Below are 25,749 nucleotides of genomic sequence, written 5' to 3'. Positions count from 1 at the left end.
TGCTGGAGATTCCCCATGCTCACCCTATTGCTTATCCTGCTGGCCGTGATCGGCCTGCTTGTCGTGATGCGCCGCGAGGCCGGGGCTACATCGGCGCTTGCGGTGCTGGGCGTACTGAGCATTGCCGGACTATTACTCGACGCTGAGCTGACCGGTGTCGTCTTATTGCTTGGCGCCGCGCTTATCGCCGCTGCCGGTCTGCCCATGCTGCGCCGCCGATGGCTCACGCCGCGCTTGTTCGCGATGTTCAAGAAAGTGGCGCCCAAGGTCTCCGACACTGAACGTACCGCCCTGGAAGCCGGCACGGTATCCTGGGACGGGGAGCTGTTTTCCGGGAAACCCCAGTGGAACAGGCTGCTCGATTATCGCGATGACGGCATTACCCAGGAGGAACAGGCTTTTCTCGATAACCAGTGCGCCAAGGCTGCCGGGATGTGCAACGCCTGGAACATCACCCGCGAGCGCGCCGACCTGCCCCAGCAATTATGGGATCTGCTCAAGCGGGAAGGCTTCTTCGGCCTGATCATTCCCAAGCAATACGGCGGCCTGGGCTTCTCTGCCAAGGCGCAGTCGCTGGTGCTGCAAAAACTCTCGGTCAATGAAACCCTGATGGTCACGGTGGGCGTTCCCAACTCCCTCGGCCCAGGCGAATTGTTGCTCAAATACGGCACCGAAGAGCAAAAAGATCACTACCTGCCGCGTCTGGCTGATGGGCGTGAAATCCCCTGTTTCGGCTTGACTGGTCCGCGCGCCGGTAGTGACGCTACCGCGCTGCCCGATACCGGCATCGTGTGCAAGGAAATGATCGACGGCAAGGAAGTCATCGGCCTGCGTCTGAACTTCGAAAAACGCTGGATCACCCTGGCGCCGGTTGCCACCGTGGTGGGCTTGGCCTTTCGCCTGTTCGACCCGGAGCACCTGCTAGGCGACGAAGCCAATCGCGGCATTACCCTGGCGCTGATTCCCCGCGACACGGCGGGAATGGAAATCGGGCGTCGTCACCACCCCATTGGCAGCCCCTTCATGAACGGCCCGATCAAGGGCCGAGACGTCTTCGTTCCGCTGGATACCATCATCGGCGGCCCGGAGATGATCGGCCAGGGCTGGCGCATGCTGGTCGAGTGCCTGTCCATCGGCCGCTGCATCACGCTGCCCTCCGGCGCCACCGGCACCGCTCGTTATGCCCTGGGCTGGAGCGGCGGTTTTACTCGCATTCGCCGTCAGTTCAACGTGCCTGTCGCGGAAATGGAAGGCGTTCAGGAACCTCTGGCCCGCATGGCGGCGTTGGCTTATATCTCCCAGGCGACGGTGTATCAGACCGCCAACCTGATCGATCATGGCGAAAAACCCGCCGTGCCCTCGGCGATTCTGAAAAGCCAATTGACCGAATTCCAGCGCGTGATCCTGAGCGATGCCATGGACGTGCATGGAGGCAAGGCCGTGACACTCGGCCCGCGCAACTATCTGGGCATCGGTTACAGTGCCAACCCGGTGGCGATCACCGTGGAAGGCGCCAACATCATGACCCGCAACCTGATGATCTTCGGTCAAGGCGCCATCCGCTGCCATCCGTATGTACTCGAAGAACTGGCGGCGAAGGATGCCGATGACATCCAGGCATTCGACAAGGCGTTTTTCAGTCATGCCGGATTGATCTTCGGTAACGCCGCCCGCGCCTTTACCCTGGGGTTAGGGCTAGGCAAGGCCAAGGTACCCTTTGAAGGCCCGGCAGCCGTTTATGCGCAAGATATCGCACGGCTTTCCGCGGGCTTTGGCCTCTGTGCTGACGCCGCCATGGCCAGCCTCGGCTCCGCCCTGAAAAAACGTGAAATGCTCTCCGCTCGCCTCGGTGACGTGCTGTCCAACCTGTATCTGGCCTCCATGGTACTCAAGCAGTGGCAGGCGAACGACAAGCGAGTCGAGGGTGAAGAGGCCCTGCTGCATTACAGCTGCCGTTTCTTGCTCCAGCGTGCTGAACAGGCCTTCGTCGAAGTTTTCGACAATCTGCCCAACCGACCGCTGGGCAAGACCCTGAAATGGATCGTGATGCCTACCGGGCGCCGCTGGGACAAGCCGCACGATGATTTTGCCCGTGAAATCGCCGGCAAGGTCTCCACGCATAGCGCTCTGCGCAGCAAGATGCTGGAAAACACCTGGGATAGCGACGATGGCGAGGTGAGCAACCCCCTGGCTCGTTACAATGCGCTGCTGGTGGATTACGAGCATGCCGAGAAGCTCTATCGCACCGTCAACAAGGCCTACGCCAAGGGAGAAATTCCCGAGACCGCCCTGCATCCCGAGCAGCGCGTAACGGCCGCCTTGGAAAAAGGCTTGATCAGCGAAGAGGACGCCAAGTTCATGGGGATTTTCGAAGCAAAAGTACTCGAGATGCTGACTGTCGATGACTTCGCTTACGATGAGTTCGCCACCGACAAGGCAACGCTGATCGATCATAACGCCGCTTGACGCACATCAACCATTCATAACAACCAGTCACAGCAAAACGCCCCGGCCCACATGGCCGGGGCGTTTTGTTTACAGCGGCCACACCCACAGGATCATCGGCATGCCTACCGCCAACACCAGCAATGAGATGGGCAGGCCCAGCTTCCAATAATCACCGAAACGGTAACCCCCCGGCCCCAGTACCAACGTATTGGACTGGTGACCGATGGGGGTCAAGAAGGCACAGGAAGCGCTCACCGCCACCACCATCAAGAAGGGATCCAGCGAGGCTTCGAAACCCTCGGCCAGGCTGGCGGCAATCGGCGCCATCAGTACTGCCGCCGCCGCGTTGTTGATGATGTTCGACAACAGCATGGTAATCACGAACAGCGTCACCAGAGTGACGATCACCGGCCATTGCTTTCCAAGATTCAGCAGCCCTTCGGCAATCATCGCCGCTCCACCGCTGGTCTCCAGAGCATTGCCCACCGGCAGCATCGCTGCGAGCAAGACAATTACCGGTCCATCGATTGCCTGATAGCCGTCACGCAGCGACAATACCCCCACCAATAGCGACACCAGGGCCGCGCTGGTCAGCGCCACCGCAGCGGGTAATAGTTCGAACAGGATGGCGAGAATCGCCAAGGCGAAAATAGCCAGAGAGATCATCAGCATGCGCGGCTGACCAATGGACAGATTACGATTGGCCAACGGCAGGCAACCCAGTGTCGTCAAGCTTTCGGAGAGCTCGCTTTCCCCGCCTTGCATCAACAACACATCGCCTGGGCGAAAGCGGATTTTATGCAGGCGCTGCTTGAGGCGGCTACCGTCGCGAGCCACCGCCACCAGATGCAGGCCGAACTGGTTTTGCAGACGCAATTGGGTCACGGTGCGATTGATCATCATGGAGTCGTTACGCACCACCGCCTCGACCAGCTCCAACCCCTCCGTATCGACACCCGTCGCTCTTGGTTTCTTGTCGGTTTTGCTTTGCTTGGCATCACCTTCAGCGGAGGGTTCTTCATCTTCTTCGCTGGATTCCTCTGGATCAATCCCCACCACCAAGCCCGTCTTGTCCTCAAGCTGCTTCATTTCTTCAGGACCGGCTTCGAGCAATAAAATATCGCCCTCTCTCAGCGTTCCCAGAAAGGCGTGACCCGCCTGGCGATGATCGTCACGTACCACCGCCAATACCGGGATGGTATCTTCAAGTTCACGCTGCAGCTCACGTAACGTCCAGCCGAGCGCTTTCGAGTTTTCATCGACCCTGGCTTCAACCAGATAGTTCGATGTATCGAACATTTCCTCGGTGGAGGCTTTACCGGCGCGCTGTGGCACCAACCGCCAGCCCAGTAGCAAAATGAAGGCCAGCCCAGCAAGAGCCACTACCACGCCGACCGGCGAGAAAGAGAACAGCCCGAATGACTCACCGGTGACCGAGCTGCGATAGCTGGCGATGATGATATTGGGCGGAGTGCCAATCAGGGTGGTCAAACCGCCCAGCAAGGAACCGAAAGCCAACGGCATCAACAGCAGCGATGGCGAGGTATCGTGCTCCCGGGCCAGGCGCATGGCCACCGGCAGCAGCAGCGCCAAGGCACCGACGTTATTCATGAATCCGGAAAGTACCACCACGGTGCCGGTCAGAGCGGCCAGTTGCAGAAATAGCCGATCTCCCACCTTGAGCACCTGATCGGCGATGGCATCCACCACCCCAGAACGCTCGAAACCGCGACTCAGCACCAGCACCGCTGCCACCGTCACCACTGCGGGATGGCCGAACCCCATGAAGGCCTGCTCCGCCGGGACCAGGCCCAACATTACCGAGGCAAGCAGTGCCGCCAGCGCCACCAGGTCATAGCGAAAACGCCCCCAGACGAAGGCCACGAGAGTTGCCCCCAGCAGGAGGAATACCAAGCTGCTGTCGGCTATCGACATTATTTGGACATTTTTTCCAGCATGGTATTTACCGCTTCGAGGTGTTCCGGTTCGTTATGACACATGCCCTGAAAGACCGCGCACAGATCGAGAAAATCCTTCAATTCGGTGCGCTGGGCCATCTTCATCAGGCGCTTGGTTAAGCGGGTTGCCTTGGGCGGCTGAGCGGCAATGCGTGCGGCCAATGCCTGGGCTTCTTGCATCAAGGCTTGCGGCTCGAAGACATCCAGAACGATGCCGTATGCCTTGGCTTCTTCGGCATCAATGATTCGCCCGGAAAGGGTCAGCTCGAAGGCACGCTGATAACCGATCAGGCGCTGCATGAACCAGGCCCCGCCATCGCCGGGAATGATCCCCAGGTTGAGAAAGGTTTCACCGAACTTGGCCTTGCTCGAGGCCAGCCGCATATCCGCCATGTTGGCCAGATCAAAACCGGCACCGATTGCCGGGCCGTTCACCGCCGCAATAATCGGCACTTCGACGTCTTGCAGCGCCAGCGGAATACGCTGGATTCCTTGCCGATAACGCGCGGAGACTTCAGCCACATCACCGGCGAAATCTCCGCCCCGATTGGCCATGTCCTTGACGTTGCCGCCGGCGGAAAAAGCCGAGCCGGCACCGGTGATCAACAATACCGACACATCGTCGCAATGGTTGATCCAATCGGCCACCGCAACGATGTCGTCCACCAGGGCGGTGCCGGTCAAGGCATTGCGCACATCATGGCGGTTCATGGTCAGCGTCGCCACGCGGTTTTCCAGCGTCAGGTCGGCATCGGTCAGGGTAGGCTGTGGCAGGTTCATGCGTTCTCCTTGATTCATCAGATTTTGCGCGGGAAACCCGGTTGCTTTAGCGCCGGGAGGGATAGCGCGTCGTGCGCCGCGCGACTCGGGGTTCCCTGTCCGCGCCTCCTTTAGTGTTGAGTCGTGGGTATCTGGTGGTAGCCGTAGCCATCACCGCGTTGCAACAGAGTGCAGTAGGGCCAGGAGATGCCCTGTACCGCGCCCTGTTCGGGTTCACCACCGCTGCCCGTCCGCGCTCCAGCAGCAGCTGTGCGCGTTTTTCCGAACACGGCATCAACGGCTGCTTTTTCTTTCCCAATACGAAAACCGCCATGCGATCTCCTCCTAAACATTGCCCTTACGGGCCTGGTGACGCAGGTCTTCCAACCTGTCTCCCCTCGGGAATGTCTGCAACCGGCTCCTACCTTGCGGTAGCGATCAGAACCTTCGGCGCTTTACCTTTCACCAGCATGACCCTGATCTTCCAGAGCGCCGAACTGAGTGAAGTATTCGGCGGTGGGTCTTGACGACCTGTTGCAAACGTAGCGGGTTGGTTACCGCTTTCCCTGGTCAACCGGGCTTGTTGTCACAAGCCTCGTCCCTTCAGGGCGAGGTAGTTGACTGTCCAGGCTCCACGATAACCCGAGCATCGACCACCGCATAGCCATCCGGATAGGCAATCACCGGGTTGAGATCCAGCTCCGAAAGCTGCGGGTAGGCCTGCACGATACGCGACACCTTGAGCAGCAAGTCCACCAGGGCGGCTTTATCCACTCCGGCCTCGCCACGCGCGCCTTCCAGCACTTTTTTCGCCTTGAGCTGTTCCACCATGCAGTCGGCATCGTAACGTGTCAGCGGAATCGAGCGGAATGCCACGTCTTCGAGGATTTCCACGAAAATGCCGCCTAAGCCGAACATCAATACCGGGCCGAAGATCGGGTCGCGAATAACCCCGATAATTACCTCGACACCCTTGCGTGCCATGGGCGTCACCAGCACGCCTTCGATCGCCGCATTCGGGTCGTAATCGTGACAAGAAGCCATGATCCGATCGAATGCCTCGGCAAGTGCCGCCTTGCCGACCAAGTTGAGCTTCACGCCTCCCGCATCGGATTTGTGCAGAATATCTCGGGAGACCACTTTCATCGCCAGAGGGATCTCACCGAATTCGTCGGCGATCGCCACCAGATCACTGCGGTTGATGGCCACCTGCTCTTTGGGCACCTCGATGCCGTGCTCGGCGAGAAGCGCCTTGGCCTCGTATTCCAGCAAGTCGCGCCCTTCCTGACGCGCGCGTTCGAATACCGCGCGCATGCTGGGTACGGGCAGCATGCTCGGCTCGCTGGCGCCCTGTTCAAGCGGCTTTTCCTGCTGGGCCAGATAAAGGCCACGCTCACCCAGGGCGGCGAGCACTCGCACCGCATGCTCGATCGAGGCATAGATCGGCAATCCCGCTTCATGCAGCCGCCGCAGTGCCGGGGGTTTGATCGGCGCATACAAACTGTAGATGACCAGCGGCTTATCGGTGGCATTCGACAGGTCCACCATGGCCTCGGCACCACGCATTTCATCACCCAGCAGCGATTCGGCAAAGCGCAGGCTGTAGCCACCGAACATGCCCACCAGAAGGACGCTGTCGACATTGTCATCCTCGGCGACGATCCGCATGCATTCCGCCAGCAGTGCCGGGTGACTGTCGGAGGAGCCCGCCACATCCACGGGATTGCGCGTGGAGGCTTGGGGCAACAGAATCGCGCGCAACCGCTCACGGCTTGTGTCACTCAATTCCGCAAGTTCCAGGCCGGCTTCCGCCAGGCGGTCGGAGGCGATAGTCGCCTGGCCGCCGCCATCGGCGATTACCGCAACGCGCTTGCCGGCGGCCCTTTGCAACAACCCAAGCCCTTCGGCCACCGGCAGGATTTCATCGGAATACTGAACCACGCTCACCCCGAACTGGCGCAGCAGGTCCACGGTCATCTGGTAGCTGCCCGCCAGGGCGCCGGTGTGCGAACTCGCCGCTTGGCGACCCTGTTCGGTGGAGCCCGACTTGTAGACCACCACCGGCTTCATGGCGGTTACATCGCGCGCCACCTCAAGGAATTTTCGGCCGTCGCGAAACCCCTCGACATACAGCGTGGCCACTCGGGTGTTTTCATCTTCGCCCAGGTAGCGCAGATAATCGTTGAAGCCGATATCGCTCTGGTTACCCGGACCGATATAGGTACTGAACCCCACCTGGCCGTTGTGCTGCGCTTCAAGCGCCAGCGAAAGCAGCATATTGCCGGACTGTGACACAATCCCGATATCTCCCGGCTTGAGGTTATCCAGCGCCAGGAGGTTGATATTGTGGTGCAGGTTGAAGATGCCCGAGGTATTCGGCCCGATGATGCGCACCCCATGCGCCTCGGCCTTGGCCATCATTTCGCGCTCCAGCGCCGCCCCTTCGGGGCCCGTTTCGCCAAAGCCGCTGGCCAGGATGACCACTCCCTTGACGCCTCGCCGGCCGCATTCGGCAATCAAGCCGGGCACGGTCGCGGCGGGGGTACATAACAACGCAAGCTCAGGCGAACCCGGAATGGCACTTACCGACGGCCAGGCTTTCACGCCAAGAATAAGCTCGGCCTTGGGATTGACCGGGTAAATATCGCCGCGATAACCCCCCTTGATCAGACCGACCATGGCTTTATAGCCGCGTTTGGTTGGATCAGCGGAAGCTCCCACCACAGCGATGCCTTTGGGGGCGAGAATGTCATGCAGTGGGCTGCGTGTCTGAAGATGGCCTTCAATAGGATTCATGGTGATTCACTCGCCTTTGAAATCAGGGGTGCGTTTTTCGGCGAAGGCGTTCACGCCTTCCTGCCAATCGGCGGTGGTGGAGCAGGTAAAGACCGCATCCAGTTCTTGCTGCAACTGGCTATCCAGATCATTTCCCGCCCCCACATTGACCAGGCGCTTGAGCATGGCAATGGAAATTGGCGCTTGCTTGCCCAGCACCGCAGCCAGTCGATACGCCTCGCTTAACAGCACATCCCCCGACCAGCTCGCGCTTGCCAAGCCGATACGTGCGGCCTCTTCACCATCGATGCGCCGCCCGGTGTAGAGCAGCTGGCGCGCCCTGTTCAGCCCCACCAGTTGCGGCAACACCTTGGAAACCCCGCCACCGACACAGGTACCGATGCTGGTTTCGGGAAAACCGATCTGCGCCTCTTCCGCCATCAGGATGAAATCGCAGGCCACCGCCATTTCCGCCCCCGCACCCAAGGCATAGCCGTTGACCGCAGCGATCACCGGCTTTTTCAGCCGCATGATCGCTTCACACACATCGTTACCCAATTGCAGGTATTGACGACGTTGAAACAAGCTACGCTCGGCTCCGCCGTGCTCTTTCATATCGGCACCCACACAGAACGCTCGCCCTTCCCCGGTGAGTATCACCGTGCGAAACGCGCTGCTGCGTTCGGCATATGCAAGCGCTTGCAGCAATTCGGTGTAGAACGCCTCGACCACGGCATTGAGGCGATGCGGCCGGTTGAAACGAATTTCCAGTACGTTGCCCTGCGGGTGAAGCAGCAGCGTTTCATAGTGAGGAAGTGAGGAAGAAGGTGCGGATTCAGAAGGCATGGAGGTATCCAGTCTGCAGAATAAAAAAGAAAGCTGAAATGAAAGCCAGAATGAAACAAACGTTTCTCTTTGGCATACAAATATCACTTATGTATTGACACAAAGACTAGCGTAATGGGTAAAGTATAGTCAACACATACGTTTCCATATAAATTAATAAAGATACATATGTTTCATAGGTGCCGATTTAGCCTCACGCGTCTTGTTCGTTCTATAAGTTTTCAGGGCCTGCATAAGTCTTCAGGGCCTACGTTACAATGCGCCCATTCATCTGCCTGAGGAGCCTGCAATGTCAGCGTCCAGCCCCCATGACAACCCGCTTGAAGTAGTCCTCACCAAAGAGCTGTCTTCCTCCACCCGGTTGGACGTCGTCAATCGACAGCTTGCTGAAGCCTATCCCGAGCTCAGCCCCCAGCTGAAGCTGGCTGCGGGTTATGTGCTCGAACATCCCATGGATATCGCTTTTCAGTCGATTCGCAAATCCGCCGCAGCAGCAGCGGTGACTCCCTCGACCTTGGTGCGGCTGGCCAAGCGCATGGGGTTCGATAGCTATGAGCTGTTTCGGGACGTGTTTCAGTCAGCGGTACAGGCGGGGCCGATCGAGCTTTCCGGACGCGCCACTCACTTGCGCAACCTGGCTCATACCGAAGACCCGATATTTCTCGATGTGGGCGACGCGGCTTTCGACAACATCGGCAAGCTGTTCACCGCCGATAACCAGGCGCGAGTGCGAGACGCCGCCAGGCTGATTCTTGATGCGCGAAAAGTCGCTGTGGTGGGGTTTCGCGACACCTTCGCCTGCGCCTACCACTTCGCTTATGTGGGGCGCATCGCGATGCCGGACATTCATTTGATACGAGGGCTGGAGGGAGGCTTGCTCACCGAACTGGACCGCTTCGATGAGCACGACGTGGTGGTGGCCTTCGGCTTTGAGCCCTATTGCGCCGAAACGGTGAAAGCGCTGGAGGTGACAGGCGCCAACGGTGTGCGTTCCATCGTGGTCACTGATACCCTGCGCTCCCCGCTGGTACCCGGCGCTCAGCTCACTTTCACCGTGGCCAACGCCACGCCGCATTTTTTCCCGTCGATTCTTTCGGCGATTACCTTGATCGAGGCGATATTGGCCGAATGCGTCGCTTTCGGCCCCAATCAGCTGGTCGACAACGTCGCCGATTTCGAAACCCGCATGCGCCGCATGGGCGCTTATGTCGAGATCGATTGATTCAGTTCAATCCATTTCAGATCATGGCAACAGGATCGTCGAGCCGGTGGTCTTGCGGCCTTGCAGTGCATCCTGTGCCTTACCGGCATCGGCCAGGGGATAACGATTGGCCACGTCAATCTTGATCTTGCCGCTTTTCAGCATGGCGAAGAAATCCTCGCACATCATTTCCAGGCGTTCGCGGGTATCGGCGTAGCCATTCAGGCTCGGGCGCGTGACGAACAGCGACCCCTTCTGGTTGAGAATCCCGATATTGACGCCCTCGACCGGGCCTGAAGAGTTACCGAAACTGACCATCAAGGAACGCGGCTTCAAGCAGTCCAGGGAGATCTCCCAGGTGTCCTTGCCCACCGAGTCATACACCACGTCGCACATCTCGCCGTCGGTCAATTCGCGTACCCGCTCGGCCACGTTTTCCCGGGTGTAATCGATCGTCGCCCAAGCGCCGTTGGCCATCGCCAGGTCGGCTTTTTCCTGGGAGCTTACGGTACCGATCAGTTTTACGCCCAACGCCTTGGCCCACTGGCAGGCAATCGAGCCCACGCCACCGGCGGCGGCATGAAACAGAATCGTCTCGCCTCCTTTCAAGGGGCAGGTCTGGCGTAGCAGGTATTGCACGGTCAGCCCCTTGAGCATGCTCGCCGCCGCAGTTTCAAATTCGATGAAGTCCGGCAATGCCACCACTTTTGCGGCGGGCAAGGTATGCAGCTGTGCATAAGCGCCCAGAGGGCCTTGAGCGTAGGCCACCCGATCCCCTACCTTCAAATGGGTAACCTCTTCACCCACCGCATCCACCACGCCGGCGCCTTCCGTTCCCAGGCCTGAGGGCATCTTCGGTGCTGGATACAGGCCGGTGCGAAAATAGATGTCGATGAAATTCAAGCCGACCGCCTTGTTGCGCACCCGAACGTCAGCGGGGCCGAGCTCGGCCGGTGCCGCCTCGGCCAGCTCAAGCACCTCGGAGCCGCCGGTCTGGGAAAATTGGATACGTTGACTCATGGGATGTCCTTTATGGTTTTTGGATCGTGCGGCTATCCAACCGCGTGAGGCGCGAGAAATCAAGGCGTTGACATCCTCCCCCACCTTCAGCGCTAACGCACTTGTGGAGGGGGATTCCCTGGTCGTTACCTCCCAGGTTCCTGCTTCGTTGTCCGTCGCCTCAATGCCTTGGCATTGCCGGTCTTACACAAACTCCACAGGCGTAACTTCCCGAGTGCCCCTCGGTAGTGCTTCAACTCTCAGCACCGGCTAACAGCGCGGTGCCGGCTTTTAGGATGTTGCGGGCGGCATTGATGTCGCGGTCGATGCCTTGGGTGCCGCAGTCCGGGCAGTCCCAGGTGCGAACATCGAGCGGCAAGGATTCGACGACAAACCCGCAGCCATGGCAGCGCTTGCTGCTGGGGGCTGACGGAAGCACGCGGCTCCAGCGGATGTTAAGCGGTGCCTGGCACTTGGCCAGCGTGATCTGGCCGTTGCGATACGCAAACGCCGAACTGGCAAAGGTGGCGGACTGTCGCTGCTTCTTTGACTTGAATCTCGGGTGCCGAGCGCGCTTGGCAAAGAAGTGCTTGAAGGCCGATTGTTGATGGCGCAGGCATTGCTGCAAGGGCACCGACCTGACCTCAGCCAGGCACGCGGTGTCAGGCTGTTTTTTCAGCTGGGTCAGGAACGCGCTGGCGTCGTTGTAACCGATCTTTTCCTGGCGTTGCTAGAACGCATCGGTGCGATGTCGCAGCACCGCGTTCCAGACAAACCGCACGCACCCAAACGTCCGCGCCAGCAGGATTTCCTGCTCGGGCGTCGGGTAGAATCGGTACTTGTAGGCGCGTTCGATTTTCATGGCTTACAGCCTAGTATCATTTACGTAAGAATACAAGGCGTCCTCTCGGACGCCGCGCTTGTATCCCCCTTCGCGCTACGCGACTCAGGAAGAGGTATTACGCGTTTCTAGATAACTCAGCCAGCGTCTCGGTCGACTCACATGATAGGCTGATCTTCAGCGCATTTTTACAGCGGGTATTCTTTACTGGGGGGTCACGAAAGCATTCCATGAAGCATCCGACTATTTCGCTACCGCGCTTGATCGCCCATCGCGGCCTTTCCCGCCAGGCGCCGGAAAACAGCTTATCGGCGGTGCGTGCCGCTCACCAGGCTGGTATCGCTTGGGTGGAGCTGGATGTTCAGCTGCTTGGAGATGGCACCCCGGTGATCTGGCACGACCTGGGCGTGTCACGCTGTTCAGACGGACGTGGAAGCTTGCGCCGTTACGATTGGCCCCAGGCCTGCACGCTGGATACCGGCAGCTGGTTCGGAGATCATTTCAGCGGTGAACGCATGGCCAGTCTGGAGGCCATGCTGGCGCTACTGGTGGAACTCGATATGGGCGTCAACCTGGAATTGAAGGTCAACAAGGGCCGGGACCCTATCGCTCTGGTCGACAGCGTCCTTCCTCGGGCCATGCAGGCACTCTCCCCTCAGCGCCTGATCCTGTCGTCGTTCAACCAAGGCGCCCTGGCGCATGCCCGAGACCATGCCGACACTTCCCGCTTGGCTCTGGGGGCGCTTTTCGGCAGCCTGCCTGGAGACTGGCACGTCCAGTGCCAGGCGGTGGATGCCTTTAGTGTTCACGTGCATTGGCCACGCCTCAAACGCCCCCAGGCTAAGGCAATCAGCGAGGCGGGATATCCGCTGATCTGCTACACCGTTAACGATCCCAGTGCTTTCGCGCCACGCTGGGGCTGGGGAGTCACCAGTGCCATCAGCGACGACCCCACCTTGTTCAAGAATTTTCCACCCCATCACCTAAGCGTTTGAGGTGTCCCATGGTCAGCGCAACGCCTTCTCTCAACCCCACCGTCGCCGAGGTCACTCAGCGTATTCGCCAACGCTCAAGCGAGCGTCGCGCTCTGTATGAGCGTCGCATGGCTGACCAGCACAAAAGGAGTGTACACCGCGGCGAGCTTTCTTGTGGCAACCTGGCGCATGGTTTCGCCGCTTGCGGTGACACCGACAAGCAGCAGTTGAAAATGATGAACAGTGCCAACCTGGGCATCGTTTCCGCCTATAACGACATGCTCTCGGCCCACCAGCCCTACAAGAATTTTCCCGACATCATCAAGCAGGCGGCTCAGATCATGGGCTCCACCGCCCAGTTTGCCGGTGGCGTTCCGGCGATGTGCGACGGCGTCACTCAGGGCCAGCCCGGGATGGAGCTTTCGCTGTTCTCGCGGGATGTGATTGCCATGGCCACGGCGGTGGCGCTCTCGCACAACATGTTCGATGCCGCGCTCTACCTGGGAATCTGCGACAAGATCGTGCCGGGGCTCTTCATCGCTGCCGCCCGATTCGGCCACCTGCCGGGAATCTTCGTGCCCGGCGGCCCCATGGAAAGCGGTTTGCCCAACAAGGAAAAGGCGCGCATCCGTCAGCTTTTCGCTGAAGGCAAGGTGGGCCGCGACGAACTGCTCGAGGCGGAATCCGAGTCTTATCATAGCCCCGGCACCTGTACGTTTTACGGCACCGCCAATTCCAACCAGCTAATGATGGAGTTGATGGGCTTGCACCTGCCGGGGGCTTCCTTCATCAACCCCGGCACCGCTCTGCGTGAGGCCCTGACCCGCTACGCTGCGGAGCAGGCGATTCGTAACAGCGAGCCGGGAGGCGAGTACCGGCCTTTCTACCGCCAGATCGACGAACGCGCCCTCGTCAACGCCATGGTCGGCCTGCTGGCCTCCGGGGGTTCCACCAATCACAGCCTCCATCTGGTCGCCATGGCCGCCGCTGCGGGGCTCACTATCGATTGGGACGATTTCACCGCCCTTTCCAGCGTGGTGCCGAGCATGACCCGCATCTACCCCAACGGTCAGGCGGATGTGAACCACTTTCAGGCCGCCGGGGGCATGAGTCTGCTGATTCGCGAACTGCTGGGCGCGGGGTTGATCCATGGCGACATCCCCACGGTATTCGGCACCGACCTGACCGCCTATACCCAGGAACCCTTCCTTGAGAATGACAAACTCGCCTGGCGCGAAGGCCCGGCGCAAAGCCTGGATACCCAGGTACTGCGCCCGGTAGCCGAACCGTTCGCCGCCACCGGCGGGCTCATTGTGCTGAACGGCAATCTGGGCCGTGGGGTGATCAAGTTGTCGGCTGTTGCCCAGGAACACCATGTCGTGGAAGCCCCGATCAAGCTGTTCGACGACCAGAACCAGCTCAAGGCGGCGTTCGAGGCCGGCGACCTGGACCGTGATGTCATCGTGGTAGTGCGTTTTCAAGGCCCCAAGGCCAACGGTATGCCGGAACTGCACAACCTGACACCTTTTCTGGGGGTATTGCAGGACCGGGGGTTCAAGGTTGCGCTGGTCACCGATGGGCGCATGTCCGGCGCTTCGGGCAAGGTACCGGCGGCGATTCACGTCACCCCCGAAGCCGTCAACGGTGGGCCGCTAGCCAAATTGCGCGACGGTGATGTGATTCACCTGAATGCCGACAAGGGTGAGTTGAACGTCAAGGTGCCTGCCGGCGAATGGGCCCAACGCCGCCCCGTCATGGCCAACTTGGCGCACTACCATGTCGGCCTGGGGCGGGAGCTGTTCGGCGGTTTTCGGCATATGGCCATGGGCGCCGAACAGGGCGCCGGGGTATTGGGAGGGTTCGAGGCGGATGACCTGGCCCGCCAGACCGATCAGATGCATGAAGAGGACGCTTGAGCAACGTCCACTTCGCTCAATGGTGAAAACGCTCGGCGGCTTGGCGGGCCAGATCGCGAATCGCCGCCCAGTCCTCGGCTTCGATCAACGCCTTGGGGGTTAGCCAGGTGCCGCCCACGCACATGACGTTGGGCAGCGCCAAGTATTCTTCGGCATTGGTCATGTTGATGCCCCCAGTGGGACAAAAGCGCACCTCGGGTAGCGGGGCCGCAAATGCCTTGAGCGCTCGGGCTCCTCCGCTGGATTCGGCAGGGAAGAACTTGAAGCGGCGATAACCGTACTGCCAGCCACTCATCAATTCGGAGACAGTCGCCACACCGGGCAGCATCGGCACCGGGCTTTCCACCCCATACTGGTAAAGGGCTTGCGTCGCGCCGGGGGTCACCACGAAGTCGGCGCCTGCCTCCTCGGCCTGACGGTACTGGGCCGGGGTGAGCACCGTTCCCACCCCGATGCTGGCGCCGGGAAGCGCATCGCGCAAGCGCTTGACCGCCTCCAGGGCACAATCGGTACGCAAGGTGATTTCCAGTACGTTCAAGCCACCTTCCACCAGTGCCCGGCCAATGGGAACGGCGTCTTCGAGACGCTCGATGGTTATCACGGGAATCACTTCAGCCTTCAGGCAAATGCTATCGAGCTCAGCGGTACGCGTAGAGGGTAATTGCTTGTCGAGCGTCATGGGCATGCATCTCCAAAAAAAGTGTGAGCGCAACGTATCCCAGAATGTCAGGGCGCCCAGTAAATGGCCAGCGGACAAGCAAAAAAGGCGCGAATCGGTAACTTACGGGCATCATCCCCCGCCAGAGCTCTCGCCAGCACAGCGCGCTTGTCCTCTCCCGTGATATGCAGAAAATGACGCCGCGCCTGATGCAGGCGATCAGCGCTTAAAGTGATACGTGGCTGCGGCTGGCTGGGGGTACGAACGGCCACCAGCGGCTCGTCGCTGGAAAGCGCCAGATCCAGCTCGCGGCTATCGGGGAATAATGATGCCGTATGTCCATCGCCGCCCATGCCCAACACCACGGCACTGGCGGGCCAGGCCAGGCCCCTTAGTCGGCCGCTGACCTCGGCCACACCCTGTTCGGGCGTTACGACCGCGCTGGTCAGCGGCACGAAGCGCGCTGGCGAGGCTTTATCTTGCACAAGCTGCTCGCGGACCAGGCGAGCGTTACTCTCACTGCCCTGCTCATCGACCCAGCGCTCATCCGCCAGGGTGATGTCAACTCGCTCCCAAGGCAGACTCTTTTTTGCCAGCGCCTGAAAGAACATCACCGGTGTCGAGCCGCCGGAGACCACCAACAGTACGCGCTCCTGCTCGGCCAGATCGGTCTTCAGCGCTTCGGCGACGGCTTCCGCCAGCTGATCGGCAAGCTGTTGCCTGACACGGTTCTGATGAGCATGGTTTTGATGAGTATGATTCTGGTGGTCATCGTTCTTTGGATAGTTCATCGTTTTGCGCGGGAAACCCGGTTGCTTTAGCGCCGGGAGGGATAGCGCCTCGTGCGCAGCACGACTCGGGGTTCCCTGTCCGCGTCTCCTTTATGATTGGATTGTGGGTAGTGGGTGATAGCCGTAGCCATCACCGCGTTGCAGCAGGGTGCAGTGGCGCCAGGAGATACCCTGGACCGCGCCCTGTTCGGTCTGAATATTGAAACTGCCGGTCTTGCGAATCGCCACGCGCCCTGTATGTGTCCCGGCCTTCTTGCCGCTGGGCACCACCGCCCTGACCCTATCGCCGGTCTGAAAGCCCTGCACTTGCTTCTGCCGCATCAAATAGCCCCGTGGGAAGCCGTACTTGTCGAGGCGCGTGCGCTGATAACTGCCGCGCCCCATGGCCTTGATGACCTGGGTGGGTGCCCGCCAGCCTTTCAGGGTGTCGAACTTGCCGACACAGGCGGCATCCAGGGCATGGGTCTTGGGAATGCCCAGCCGCTGACGGCTGTACTTGGTGCGACCACCACTGCCCACGGCGACCGGCAGGCCAGTGGCTTTCATGGTGCCAAACAGCGTCCAGCGCGTGGCGTTGACAGCAGTGGCGTCCCGCAGTGGTAACTTGAGCTGGCGCTGGACGCGCTCAAGCCGAACGGTGGCCGACAGGCCATTAGCCTTCAATCGTTTCTTGAGCCCCTTGTCGGTAGCAAAGAAGTCAGTAAGCCACTGGTTGTCCTTGGCCTGGTTGCACTCATGGCAGGCGATGGTCAAATTGCTCACCCGGCTAGAGCCGTCCCGAGATTTCGCTACCACATGCTCGATCTCCAGCGGTGTATCACCGGTGCCGCAATAGGCACACTCACGCCCCCATTTTTCCAGGAGGTATTCACGCACCTCATAGCCAAGCAAGGTGCCTTGCTGGTACTCGACCCCGGAAATCTCCGGGTTTTCCATCTTCTGTAGATCGAAGCGCACCAATTCCATGTTCAGATGAGTCACCGGTGCCCAACGGCACAGCTTGTCCACCCAGGCCATGGTCGTATCGACTCGGTGTTGCAGGCTGGGTGGTAGCCAGCCCTTCTTGCGCGTGCGGTTATCAAAACGCGGCTGACGATAACGCAGATTCTTGCTGCGACGCCGACGCCGAAAACCGGCACGTTGCTCCAAGGCTTGGCGAATCTGGAAGCCCCGATGCACTAACTGAAACAGGCAAAGCCCATGGCGGGTTGCCGGTGCCTTTTCTTCCGTTGCGTTGTTTTCCAGCCGCATCAGCGTCAGCCCGGTTTCCTTGCTGCCCGGATCAATGCCCAGCAATGTCGGCTGCAAGGCGCAGTCACTCAGGCAGCGATCCCGCAGGCGGATCACGAAAGGCGTCAGGTTCACCACCACCGCCCGACCACGCTCCAGCAACAGCCGTGCGCGTTTTTCGCTACACGGCATCAACGGCTGCTTGTTCTTTCCCAATACGAACACCGCCATGCGATCTCCTTCTTAAATAGAACCCTTACGGGCCTGGTGACGCAGGTCTTTCAACCTGTCTCCCCTCGGGAATGTCTGCAACCGGCTCCTACCTTGCGGTAGCGACCAGAACCTTCGGCGCTTTACCTTTCACCAGCATGACCCTGACCTTCCAGAGCGCCGAACTGAGCGAAGCATTCGGCGGTGGGTCTTGACGACCTATTGCAAACGTAGCGGGTTGGCTACCGCTTTCCCTGGTCAACCGGGCTTGCTTTCACAAGCCTCGTCCTTTAGGGCGAGGTAGTTGACCTCAATAGTCCTCGTACCAACTACGCCTGTCCTGAGTGATCATGACTATCGAAGCCACCGGCCCCCAGGAGCCCGCCGGATAGCACTGGGGCGGCGTTTCACGCGATTCCCATCCAGTGATCAACTGGTCACACCAGCGCCAGGCGTGGGCGACTTCGTCACGGCGCACGAATAGATACTGTTGCCCTTTCATCACTTCCAGCAATAGTCGTTCATAAGCATCCGGAATCCGCGACTTGGGAAAGGCATCGTTGAAATCCAGGTTCAACGGGCCGGTTCGCAGGCGCATGCCCTTATCCAAGCCGCTGTCTTTGGTGAGTATTTGCAGGGCGATACCCTCTTCCGGCTGCAACCGAATGATCAGCTTGTTAGCCGCCAAGTTGCGCTGGTCGGGGTCAAAGATGTAGTGCGGTTGCTGGCGAAAATGGATCACTATCTGAGACAACTTTTCCGGCATCCGTTTTCCGGTACGCAAGTAGAACGGCACTCCCGCCCACCGCCAATTGACCACTTCGGTTTTCATGGCCACGAAGGTTTCGGTGTGGCTTTCGGTGTTGGCGCCCTTTTCCTCCAGGTAGCCCGGCACGCTTTTACCGTCACTGAAGCCGGCAATATACTGGCCGCGCACCACATCGCGCCCTAGCGCCTCCCCCGTTACCGGCTTCAGTGCCTTGAGCACTTTCACTTTTTCGTCACGGATGGCATCGGCATCAAGGCTGGAAGGCGGGTCCATGGCGGTAAGACACAACAGCTGCAAAAGGTGATTCTGTACCATATCGCGCAACTGCCCGGCTTGGTCGAAGTAGCCCCAGCGGCCTTCAATACCCACTTTTTCAGCCACGGTTATCTCGACGTGGGAAATATGATTCTGGTTCCACTGGGTGCCGAACAAGGGGTTGGCGAAACGCAGCGCAATCAGGTTCTGTACCGTCTCCTTGCCCAGATAATGGTCGATCCGATAGATGCGCGATTCCGGAAATACCGCAGCGATGGCATCGTTGATAGCTTCCGAGGAAGCCAGGTCGTGGCCGATCGGCTTTTCGACCACCACTCGGCTATTGTCATCCACACTGTTGCTGGCCTGAAGATGGTGGCAAATATCGCCGTAAAGGCTCGCCCCGACCGCCAGGTAAATCACCAGCGGCCGTGCCGCATCTCGCCCTCGCCAGTCACGTACCGCCGTATAACCTTCCAATTGGGTAAAGTCGAGCCGGCCATAGGCAAGCCGCCCCAGAAAACGCTGTAGCGTGGCGGGGTCAAGTTCCTCGGCTTTCACGTGGGTTCTCAGCACGCTTTCCACCCTGGCCCGGAAGCCTTCGAGCACCAATGCCTGACGGGCCAAGCCCAACAGCCGAGTATCGGCGTCGAGCAATTGTTCACGGTCAAGCTGATAAAGGGCCGGGAGAAGCTTGTGCTGAGACAAGTCGCCCAGAGCACCGAATAACACCAGATCGATTGCTTCCGGAACCCCTTTCAGCCGAGGTGCCTCAGGCGCAGTTTGCTGATTCATATCGGCTCCCTTGCCATGCAAGTAGATTGAAAATTACCTCACAACCGCTTCGCAACTCAATCGAGACGCGGCACCTATTACTTGAATTCAGGCTCGAAATCGTTATCTCACCTACACAAAACCCGGTTCAGGTCATACGCTGAGGAGTACTTGTTTCTAAAAACACTATGGAGGTCTTCCATGCCGACGCAAGTCGACTATGCACCTCAAGACGCCTTGCTGGTAGTGGACATGCAAAACGACTTCTGCGAAGGCGGTGCCTTGGCGGTAGAAGGTGGCGCTGCGCTGGTACCCGGGATTAACGCGGAGATCATGAAGGCGCGCAAGGCCGGCGCCATGGTGTTCGCTTCACGCGACTGGCATCCGGTCGATCATGTCAGCTTCGAGCATCGTGGCGGAGAATGGCCGCCCCACTGCGTTCAGGATACGCCCGGTGCCGCCTTTCATCCCGGCCTCGCCGTCCCTTCCGACGTTATCCGCGTCAGCAAGGCCACCGCCTTCGATGCCGATGCCTATTCCGCCTTCGACGGCACCGGACTGGGCAATTATCTGCGTGAAAAAACCATCAAACGCGTGATTGTGTGTGGCTTGGCCATGGATGTCTGTGTGCAAGCTACCGCCAAGGATGCACACAAAGAAGGCTTCGAGGTGCTTCTGCTGGCGGAACTCACCGAACCGGTGGCCCCCGAGGCCCGGGACAACTGCACACGCGAGCTTCAGGATATCGGCATTGAGGTACAAGCATGAGCGAACCGGTTCCCGCCCAGGTCGAAGACAATGACCTCCTGTTACTGACAGACCTTTATCAGCTGACCATGGTCCAGGCCTACTGGAAGGAGTCCATGCAGGAATGGGCCACGTTCAGCCTGTTCTTTCGCAAGCTTCCGCCCTCGCGACGCTTCATGCTGGCCTGCGGCCAACAACATGCCGCAGCGTTGGTCAGTCAATTGCGTTTCAGCCAAGCAAACCTGGAACGTCTCGCTGGTACCGGAAAATTCGATGATGGCTTTCTCGAATGGCTGGAAGCATTTCGTTTCAGTGGCGATATCTGGACCCTGCCGGAAGGCACGCCGGTGTTTGAGAACGAACCCTTTCTAGAAGTGGACGCGCCCATTGCGGAGGCCCAATTGCTGGAAAGCCTGATCATGAACCTGGTGCAACCGGAAACCGTGCTGGCGTCCAAAGCGGTGCGCATCGCCATGGCCGCCGACGATCGCCCGGTGGTGGATTTCGGCATGCGCCGCATGCACGGCGTGGATGCGGCCATGCGCGGGGTGCGTGCCTATCGCACCGCCGGTATCGCCGCCACCAGCAATGTACTGGGTGGGCTGCGCCATGGCCTGGCACTGAACGGCACCATGGCACATAGCTATATTCTCGCTCACGATGATGAACGCGAAGCCTTTCGCACCTTCGCTAGGCAATACCCTGAAACCGTTTTGCTGGTGGATACCCACGACACCTTGAAAGGTGTGCAGATGGTCATCGAACTGATGGATGAAGAACCCGAACTCAAGGTCAGTGGCGTGCGTCTTGATTCCGGTGATCTGGGCGATCTGGCGCATCGTTCAAGGGCCATGCTGGATGAAGCCGGTTATCAGACGATAAAGATCATCGCCAGCAGCGGGCTCGATGAATACAAGATTCAGGCACTACTCAAGGACCGTGCGCCCATCGATGCCTTCGGTGTCGGCACGCAAATGGGGGTTGCTGCGGATGCCCCGGTGATCGACCTTTCCTACAAGTTGGTGGAATACGCCGAACGTCCTCGGGTCAAGCATTCCAGCGGCAAGATCAATCTGCCGGGGCGTAAGCAGGTCTACCGGAGACGCGATGCCCGGGGCCGCTATGCCGGGGATATCATTGCCTGCCGAGATGAAAAGCGGACCGATGGCGAAGCCCTGCTGGTGCAGTTGGTCAACAATGGCCGCCTCGACGATGAGGCCATGGCCTTGGCGGATAGCGCTCGAGAACGGGTCCAGGCTGCATTGAAGGACATGCCCGATGCGATGAAAGAACTTGAGGAGGGCGCAACCGATTATCCGGTGGAACTCAGCGATGAACTTAGCCGTCTTGTCGAGGCGCTTTCTTGAGTAAGCCGGGGGCTTGGAGCGCTGACTAAAAAATTGCCCCCGCTCGGTATTCGAGCGGGGGCAATATCGGACCTGACTGTGGTTGAGATCAACGCGCGTCTTGCGCATTTCCTTCGGAACTTTCTTCAACCGCCATGTCATCCTCGACATGGATCGGCTCTTCATCCAGGGCCGCTCCCGCCTGGTTGGCTCGGGTGCGATGCTCGATCAAGAAATACAGCGCCAGCCCGACACCCAGCCCCCAGGCTGCGCCATGAGTGGCCAGCACCACGCCCATGATACCCGCCACGCCCATGGCGGTGGCATTCTTGATCTGCTCGACCGCTACCGCAATGCATAGATAGCCGGTAATCAACAAGGTGATGGAAAGCGCAATAGGCAGTACCGGGCGGAACAACGTCACCAACGGCAGCATGAACAGCGCCAGAAAGCCCACGATCCAGAAGACCGACGCACCCGAATAGATGGTATCCATTGCCTTGCGACCATAGCGATAACGCTCGGCAACCGTCGCCATGGCCCCGGTGAACAACGGACCGGCCAGGCCGGGATACGGCGCCAGTAGAGAGTGCATGAGGTTGCGCAGCCCGGTGATCAGGTGGACCCGGTCGATATTCACTTCAATCTTTTCATCCGGGCGCAAATGATCGACACGTTTCAACAATGTCTGGCCGACGATGATGTCGCCAAAAGCAATGATGTAAGCAATGATGGCGGTGGGAATCGCCGCCACCAGCAGGCTGACGCCGGGGAAGCCGATGCTGAACGGCAGATAGGCCCAGATACCCGCAAAATCCGGTGCCTCGAAGCCCCACTCGACGGTGGGCAAGGGGTATTCCGCCACGCCCCAGCCAATCGCCATGGTCACCAGCATTCCCGGCACCATCCCATAAGAGGCAATATTGCGCGCCCAGCGATACTTCTCGGTCATGTCGCGAAACGACAACGAAAACAGTACGTACAACGTCACCAGCCCGCCAATGCCCAGTGAAATCGGCGTGGTATGCAGACGTCCACCCACGCTGATTTCGCCACTGATGGCGGCGATACCTGCTCCCAGCAATATCCCGGCCTTGATCGAATCAGGCACATTATTGACCAGCTTGGAACCCAACCGAGTGACCGCCATGATCAGGAAGATAGCGGTGACCATCAATTGCAGCGCCACCATGGCACGAATCGCTTCTGGGCCGGGTTCGAACTGGCCGACAAACAGCAGTACCACCGGGATAGCCGGGGTGATCCATCCCGCAATGAAAGGCACGCCCAGCAAGGGCGGCAGCATGAAGCCCACCCCACAAACCACGACATAGGCCAGCGCCACCTCATAAGGCAGACCCAGATATTGTTCCAGCAGCGGAATCATGCCCAGACCGATGACGAACATCACCAGTGCCTGGATGGTTTCAGGAATTTCCCAGCGGAAATGGATAAACGGCAGGCGGAGCTTGAATGGGCCGAGTGGCCAATAGGGATGCTCTTCCCCGTATTTGCGTTTCTGCAGCACGTCGTTACCTCACACATTCTGTTTGTTTATCGGTGTACCTCCATTGTTTTGTTCTTGTTGAGTGAGTGCTGTTTTACGCGGTCAGCTAAAAAGACGACATTCGACCTTTAGACAAACGCTACCCGAAGACTGCTGCCGAGAACCGGGCAGGCGAGGATCAAACATGGACAAAAGCAGCTAAATAGCGGCTTTTTATAGAAATATAGCTATATAAAGCGGGCTTTTATCCAAACCCGCCCGGTCGTTGCTGCGCTTTACGTATACGTCATTCTTTGGTCGCAGAAAGTAGGAATAAGCGCCTAAAGTGTCTCAGGAAACGCTGCTAACCCTTCGACAAACCGCTGTTTATCTTCCTCGAAACTCTTAGCGTCGTGTTTGAAACTCCGCAGGATGGCCTGTTCATCGATACTCAAGGTATTGGTCAATTCGCTGGCATCGCTTGCAGGATGCTTCGCGCCGAGACCAATTCGCTGGTTATCCGGGCCATCAAACCAACGCGTCAAGCCACAGGATTGGTAGAAAGCTTCATCATACGGGTCGTCGATCTCGACACGCAGCGGTGCCTTGAGCGAGAGTTCCTTGATCAGCCGCCGCCGCGCCTCAATGTCATTATTCAACGAACAGGAAAGCCGCACGGTCATGCCCTCTCCCGCTTCATCCAGCACCAGTAATGCTAGCGCTTGGGGAGCACCCTGGTTATCCACCAGCGCCAGCAAGCGGGCGGCTTCTTGGGCGAACAATACGCGCCTTGTGCCCGCGAAGATCACCAATGGCGTCAACCCCGCTTGCTGGCCATAAACTTCGGCACATAAACGCGCCAGGCAAGCCTCACGTTGTTTCACGGCTTTGACATGTATCACTTTCATGGGATTACCTTCAATAACGGGCTTAACAGTACGCAATGGCATAACGGCATGCCCTGCCAAAAGGCAAAGCCTAGCATATCCATTGAACGGGTTTCGGCCGGGAAAATCAGCGGCTACTGGCATCGGGTAATCGAGACACGCAACTTATCCTTCAAAGGGGCAACACCTATGCATATCAGCATCCTCACCATGAAAATTTCCCTGCCGGGATGCGGTTCACTCAAGGAAAAACGTCAACGTGTCGGCGGGCTTCACGAACGTTTCGGGCGCAACCCCTCCATCGCCGTTTGCGAAAGTGGCGACCATGACAAACTCGACGCCAGCGAATGGACCTTCGTGGTGGCCGCCACCTCGCCACAAAAGGTCGAATCCCTGTGTAGCGAGATAGAAGACAAAATTCAGCGAACGGTCGACGGTCGAATGCTCGATGTGACCCGAGAGATACTCTAGCGACGCTGTTTAGGGACCAAAGGCTGAACAGATAGGCCGGCGGCGCCCGCATGAGTTAAACGCCATATCCAGACGGGTACTCAAGCGTTAGCGGGCGGTTCTTCTTCAGCTAACAGCATTGAGTGATACGCCAGTTCCCAAGCTTGCACCATCTGCTTTTTCGCCACACCCCAGCGGTAGCCGCCCAATGCACCGCTTTGTTGGATCACCCGATGGCAGGGAATCCACAGCGCGATTGGGTTAGCGCCCACCGCATTACCCACCGCCCGCGACGATTTAGGTGTACCCAGCGCTTGGGCGATACGGGAGTAGCTGGCCAGTTGACCGTCGGGAATCGTCAGCAGTGCACGCCACACCGCTATTTGGAAATTCGTGCCGGACACGTGCAACGACAAAGAAGCGGCTCTCTCTCCTGGCTTTGCAAACAGCGCCTCCACCGCGTAGCCGGTAGCCTCAGGGCGGTAGTGCAGAGCACTTTGCGGCCACTGTTTGGCGAGCCGTGCTAACAGCTCTTCGGCACTGGTCGCATCGACAAACCCCATCCGGCAGATACCCCGGGGCGTTACCGCGACGAACATACTGCCTAACGGCGTTTCATGAATGCCGTAAGCGACCTCCACCCCCTCACCCTGGCGCTTATACTCGCCGGGAGTGACCGCCTCTAGCTGCACAAAGTGATCGTAAAGCCTAGAACCGCCGCTTAGCCCCAATGTATGAGCGATATCCAGCTGCGAGGAGGATGACTGCATCAGCTGCTTGCCCCGCTCCAAGGTGAGCGCCTGCAAAAAGCGTTTGGGGCTAATACCCACATAACGACAGAACAGCCGCTGGAAGTGAAAAGCACTTAAATGAACGTGAGCAGCTACCGTTTCCAGCTGAGGCTGCGCTGCCGCATGGGCCACCATATAGGCCATGGCTTTTTCGATACGCGCATAATCGTTCATTTTCGCCTCACTCACCGCCGCGTTATGGATTGTCCATGTGCTGATACTGCCAGCCTAAGCGATCAAGGCCTGAGTGCCGACCCGAATCTTGCGCACTGGCGGGTAATCAGACACTCTCTCACTCTATGTTTAAGTTATGAACTACCCCGCCTAAGCGGCTGCGCCGTTAGACGTGGTTTCACTCGCTCGTTGGCGAGCTTCTAATGTCAATTGGTGATCAATGTGCGTAATTGACATGGGCGTGTCCACAACGCCCTTACCGGCTTTGAGATGGGCGGTGACCCACGCATCACCGATTACTTTTCGCATGATATTCGCGCTACCGTTCACGTCGGCATTGATAAGCCGACCTTGGGAGGCACGGTAGAGACCTCGTTTTACTCGCCGTCCGCTGAACCGGTATTTTTCCGTCTGTCCTTTTTCATAGACAGGCATCGCATCCAGATCAAGCGCGCTGGCTTTGC

The 25,749-nt window shown here is 58.9% G+C and carries 23 protein-coding genes and 1 pseudogene; 9 read left to right on the top strand and 15 right to left on the bottom strand.

Features of this window, described 5'->3' with window-relative positions:
- Window positions 1–15 precede the first annotated feature (15 nt).
- The gene (locus tag DU506_RS15145; protein ID WP_114487742.1) at window positions 16–2,466 is read left to right on the top strand and encodes an acyl-CoA dehydrogenase; all 2,451 of its coding nucleotides are present in this window, start codon (window positions 16–18) and stop codon (window positions 2,464–2,466) included.
- A gap of 69 nt (window positions 2,467–2,535) precedes the next feature.
- Here DU506_RS15145 and DU506_RS15140 read toward each other — a convergent pair whose 3' ends face one another.
- Genes DU506_RS15140 through DU506_RS22260 form a run of 3 tightly spaced genes read right to left on the bottom strand, consistent with a single transcriptional unit; the run spans window position 2,536 to window position 5,460 of the window.
- The gene (locus DU506_RS15140; protein WP_114487741.1) at window positions 2,536–4,383 is read right to left on the bottom strand and encodes an SLC13 family permease; all 1,848 of its coding nucleotides are present in this window, start codon (window positions 4,381–4,383) and stop codon (window positions 2,536–2,538) included.
- The gene (locus DU506_RS15135) at window positions 4,383–5,186 is read right to left on the bottom strand and encodes an enoyl-CoA hydratase-related protein (protein ID WP_114487740.1); all 804 of its coding nucleotides are present in this window, start codon (window positions 5,184–5,186) and stop codon (window positions 4,383–4,385) included. Before DU506_RS15135 ends, DU506_RS15140 begins: the two co-directional genes overlap by 1 nt.
- Before the next feature lie 46 nt (window positions 5,187–5,232).
- Window positions 5,233–5,460 carry a hypothetical protein gene (locus DU506_RS22260; protein ID WP_235825674.1) on the bottom strand — a complete coding sequence of 76 codons (228 nt, stop codon included), beginning with the start codon at window positions 5,458–5,460 and terminating at the stop codon, window positions 5,233–5,235.
- Window positions 5,461–5,569: 109 nt separating this feature from the next.
- Between DU506_RS22260 and DU506_RS22540 the strand changes: the two genes are divergently transcribed.
- Entirely contained in the window at window positions 5,570–5,692 is a 123-nt protein-coding gene (locus DU506_RS22540; protein ID WP_268877332.1) for a hypothetical protein, read from the top strand.
- A 76-nt stretch (window positions 5,693–5,768) separates the two neighbouring features.
- Here DU506_RS22540 and DU506_RS15125 read toward each other — a convergent pair whose 3' ends face one another.
- Both DU506_RS15125 and DU506_RS15120 read right to left on the bottom strand, forming a co-directional pair.
- On the bottom strand, window positions 5,769–7,961 hold the full coding sequence (locus DU506_RS15125) for an acetate--CoA ligase family protein (protein WP_114487739.1): 2,193 nt from the start codon (window positions 7,959–7,961) through the stop codon (window positions 5,769–5,771).
- A 6-nt stretch (window positions 7,962–7,967) separates the two neighbouring features.
- Window positions 7,968–8,786, bottom strand: coding sequence for an enoyl-CoA hydratase/isomerase family protein (locus DU506_RS15120; protein WP_114487738.1), 819 nt, complete (start codon window positions 8,784–8,786; stop codon window positions 7,968–7,970).
- Window positions 8,787–9,075: 289 nt separating this feature from the next.
- Here DU506_RS15120 and DU506_RS15115 point away from each other — a divergent pair, with 289 nt between their 5' ends.
- Window positions 9,076–10,008 (top strand): MurR/RpiR family transcriptional regulator, encoded by a 933-nt coding sequence (locus DU506_RS15115; protein ID WP_114487737.1) that lies wholly within the window; start codon window positions 9,076–9,078, stop codon window positions 10,006–10,008.
- A 21-nt stretch (window positions 10,009–10,029) separates the two neighbouring features.
- On the opposite strand, the gene DU506_RS15110 is transcribed toward DU506_RS15115, so the two are convergent.
- Window positions 10,030–11,007 (bottom strand): NADPH:quinone reductase, encoded by a 978-nt coding sequence (locus DU506_RS15110; RefSeq protein WP_114487736.1) that lies wholly within the window; start codon window positions 11,005–11,007, stop codon window positions 10,030–10,032.
- 232 nt (window positions 11,008–11,239) lie between these two features.
- Window positions 11,240–11,848: pseudogene (locus DU506_RS15105) on the bottom strand (RNA-guided endonuclease InsQ/TnpB family protein).
- Between the two features lie 209 nt (window positions 11,849–12,057).
- On the opposite strand from DU506_RS15105, the gene DU506_RS15100 reads away from it, so the two are divergent.
- The gene (locus DU506_RS15100; RefSeq protein WP_114487735.1) at window positions 12,058–12,822 is read left to right on the top strand and encodes a glycerophosphodiester phosphodiesterase family protein; all 765 of its coding nucleotides are present in this window, start codon (window positions 12,058–12,060) and stop codon (window positions 12,820–12,822) included.
- A gap of 8 nt (window positions 12,823–12,830) precedes the next feature.
- Window positions 12,831–14,717, top strand: coding sequence for a phosphogluconate dehydratase (gene edd, locus DU506_RS15095; RefSeq protein ID WP_114487734.1), 1,887 nt, complete (start codon window positions 12,831–12,833; stop codon window positions 14,715–14,717).
- A gap of 16 nt (window positions 14,718–14,733) precedes the next feature.
- Here the strand turns inward: edd and DU506_RS15090 are convergent, their stop codons facing one another.
- The 3 genes from DU506_RS15090 to iscB form a co-directional block, all read right to left on the bottom strand.
- A complete protein-coding gene (locus DU506_RS15090; protein ID WP_114487733.1) occupies window positions 14,734–15,396 on the bottom strand; it encodes a bifunctional 4-hydroxy-2-oxoglutarate aldolase/2-dehydro-3-deoxy-phosphogluconate aldolase in 663 nt (220 codons plus the stop codon).
- A gap of 47 nt (window positions 15,397–15,443) precedes the next feature.
- Window positions 15,444–16,166, bottom strand: a complete 723-nt coding sequence (gene pgl / locus DU506_RS15085) for a 6-phosphogluconolactonase (RefSeq protein ID WP_114487732.1) — start codon at window positions 16,164–16,166, stop codon at window positions 15,444–15,446.
- 90 nt (window positions 16,167–16,256) lie between these two features.
- Window positions 16,257–17,627 carry an RNA-guided endonuclease IscB gene (gene iscB, locus DU506_RS15080; protein ID WP_114487731.1) on the bottom strand — a complete coding sequence of 457 codons (1,371 nt, stop codon included), beginning with the start codon at window positions 17,625–17,627 and terminating at the stop codon, window positions 16,257–16,259.
- Between the two features lie 71 nt (window positions 17,628–17,698).
- On the opposite strand from iscB, the gene DU506_RS22535 reads away from it, so the two are divergent.
- Window positions 17,699–17,821, top strand: coding sequence for a hypothetical protein (locus tag DU506_RS22535; RefSeq protein ID WP_268877331.1), 123 nt, complete (start codon window positions 17,699–17,701; stop codon window positions 17,819–17,821).
- Window positions 17,822–17,916: 95 nt separating this feature from the next.
- Here the strand turns inward: DU506_RS22535 and zwf are convergent, their stop codons facing one another.
- Window positions 17,917–19,425 (bottom strand): glucose-6-phosphate dehydrogenase, encoded by a 1,509-nt coding sequence (gene zwf, locus DU506_RS15075; protein ID WP_114487730.1) that lies wholly within the window; start codon window positions 19,423–19,425, stop codon window positions 17,917–17,919.
- A 180-nt stretch (window positions 19,426–19,605) separates the two neighbouring features.
- Here zwf and DU506_RS15070 point away from each other — a divergent pair, with 180 nt between their 5' ends.
- Both DU506_RS15070 and DU506_RS15065 read left to right on the top strand, forming a co-directional pair.
- The gene (locus DU506_RS15070; RefSeq protein ID WP_114487729.1) at window positions 19,606–20,172 is read left to right on the top strand and encodes an isochorismatase family protein; all 567 of its coding nucleotides are present in this window, start codon (window positions 19,606–19,608) and stop codon (window positions 20,170–20,172) included.
- Window positions 20,169–21,518 carry a nicotinate phosphoribosyltransferase gene (locus DU506_RS15065; protein ID WP_114487728.1) on the top strand — a complete coding sequence of 450 codons (1,350 nt, stop codon included), beginning with the start codon at window positions 20,169–20,171 and terminating at the stop codon, window positions 21,516–21,518. The genes DU506_RS15070 and DU506_RS15065 overlap by 4 nt, the downstream gene beginning before the upstream one ends.
- An 88-nt stretch (window positions 21,519–21,606) precedes the next feature.
- Here DU506_RS15065 and DU506_RS15060 read toward each other — a convergent pair whose 3' ends face one another.
- Both DU506_RS15060 and DU506_RS15055 read right to left on the bottom strand, forming a co-directional pair.
- Window positions 21,607–23,025, bottom strand: a complete 1,419-nt coding sequence (locus DU506_RS15060) for a xanthine/uracil/vitamin C permease (protein WP_114487727.1) — start codon at window positions 23,023–23,025, stop codon at window positions 21,607–21,609.
- A gap of 299 nt (window positions 23,026–23,324) precedes the next feature.
- Window positions 23,325–23,891 carry a hypothetical protein gene (locus DU506_RS15055; protein WP_114487726.1) on the bottom strand — a complete coding sequence of 189 codons (567 nt, stop codon included), beginning with the start codon at window positions 23,889–23,891 and terminating at the stop codon, window positions 23,325–23,327.
- A gap of 168 nt (window positions 23,892–24,059) precedes the next feature.
- On the opposite strand from DU506_RS15055, the gene DU506_RS15050 reads away from it, so the two are divergent.
- Window positions 24,060–24,341, top strand: coding sequence for a DUF503 domain-containing protein (locus tag DU506_RS15050; protein WP_114487725.1), 282 nt, complete (start codon window positions 24,060–24,062; stop codon window positions 24,339–24,341).
- Between the two features lie 80 nt (window positions 24,342–24,421).
- On the opposite strand, the gene DU506_RS15045 is transcribed toward DU506_RS15050, so the two are convergent.
- Together DU506_RS15045 and DU506_RS15040 are read right to left on the bottom strand one after the other, a co-directional pair.
- Window positions 24,422–25,285: a bifunctional transcriptional activator/DNA repair enzyme AdaA gene (locus tag DU506_RS15045; protein ID WP_114487724.1), complete on the bottom strand. Its 864-nt coding sequence runs from the start codon at window positions 25,283–25,285 to the stop codon at window positions 24,422–24,424.
- Window positions 25,286–25,435: 150 nt separating this feature from the next.
- Window positions 25,436–25,749 (bottom strand): hypothetical protein (locus tag DU506_RS15040; protein WP_220254404.1); only part of this gene is annotated, 314 nt, incomplete at its 5' end.

Source organism: Vreelandella rituensis (assembly GCF_003336665.1).
Classification (GTDB): domain Bacteria; phylum Pseudomonadota; class Gammaproteobacteria; order Pseudomonadales; family Halomonadaceae; genus Vreelandella; species Vreelandella rituensis.
Note: the sequence above shows the minus strand (reverse complement) of the source record. Positions and strands in the feature narration are given on the sequence as shown.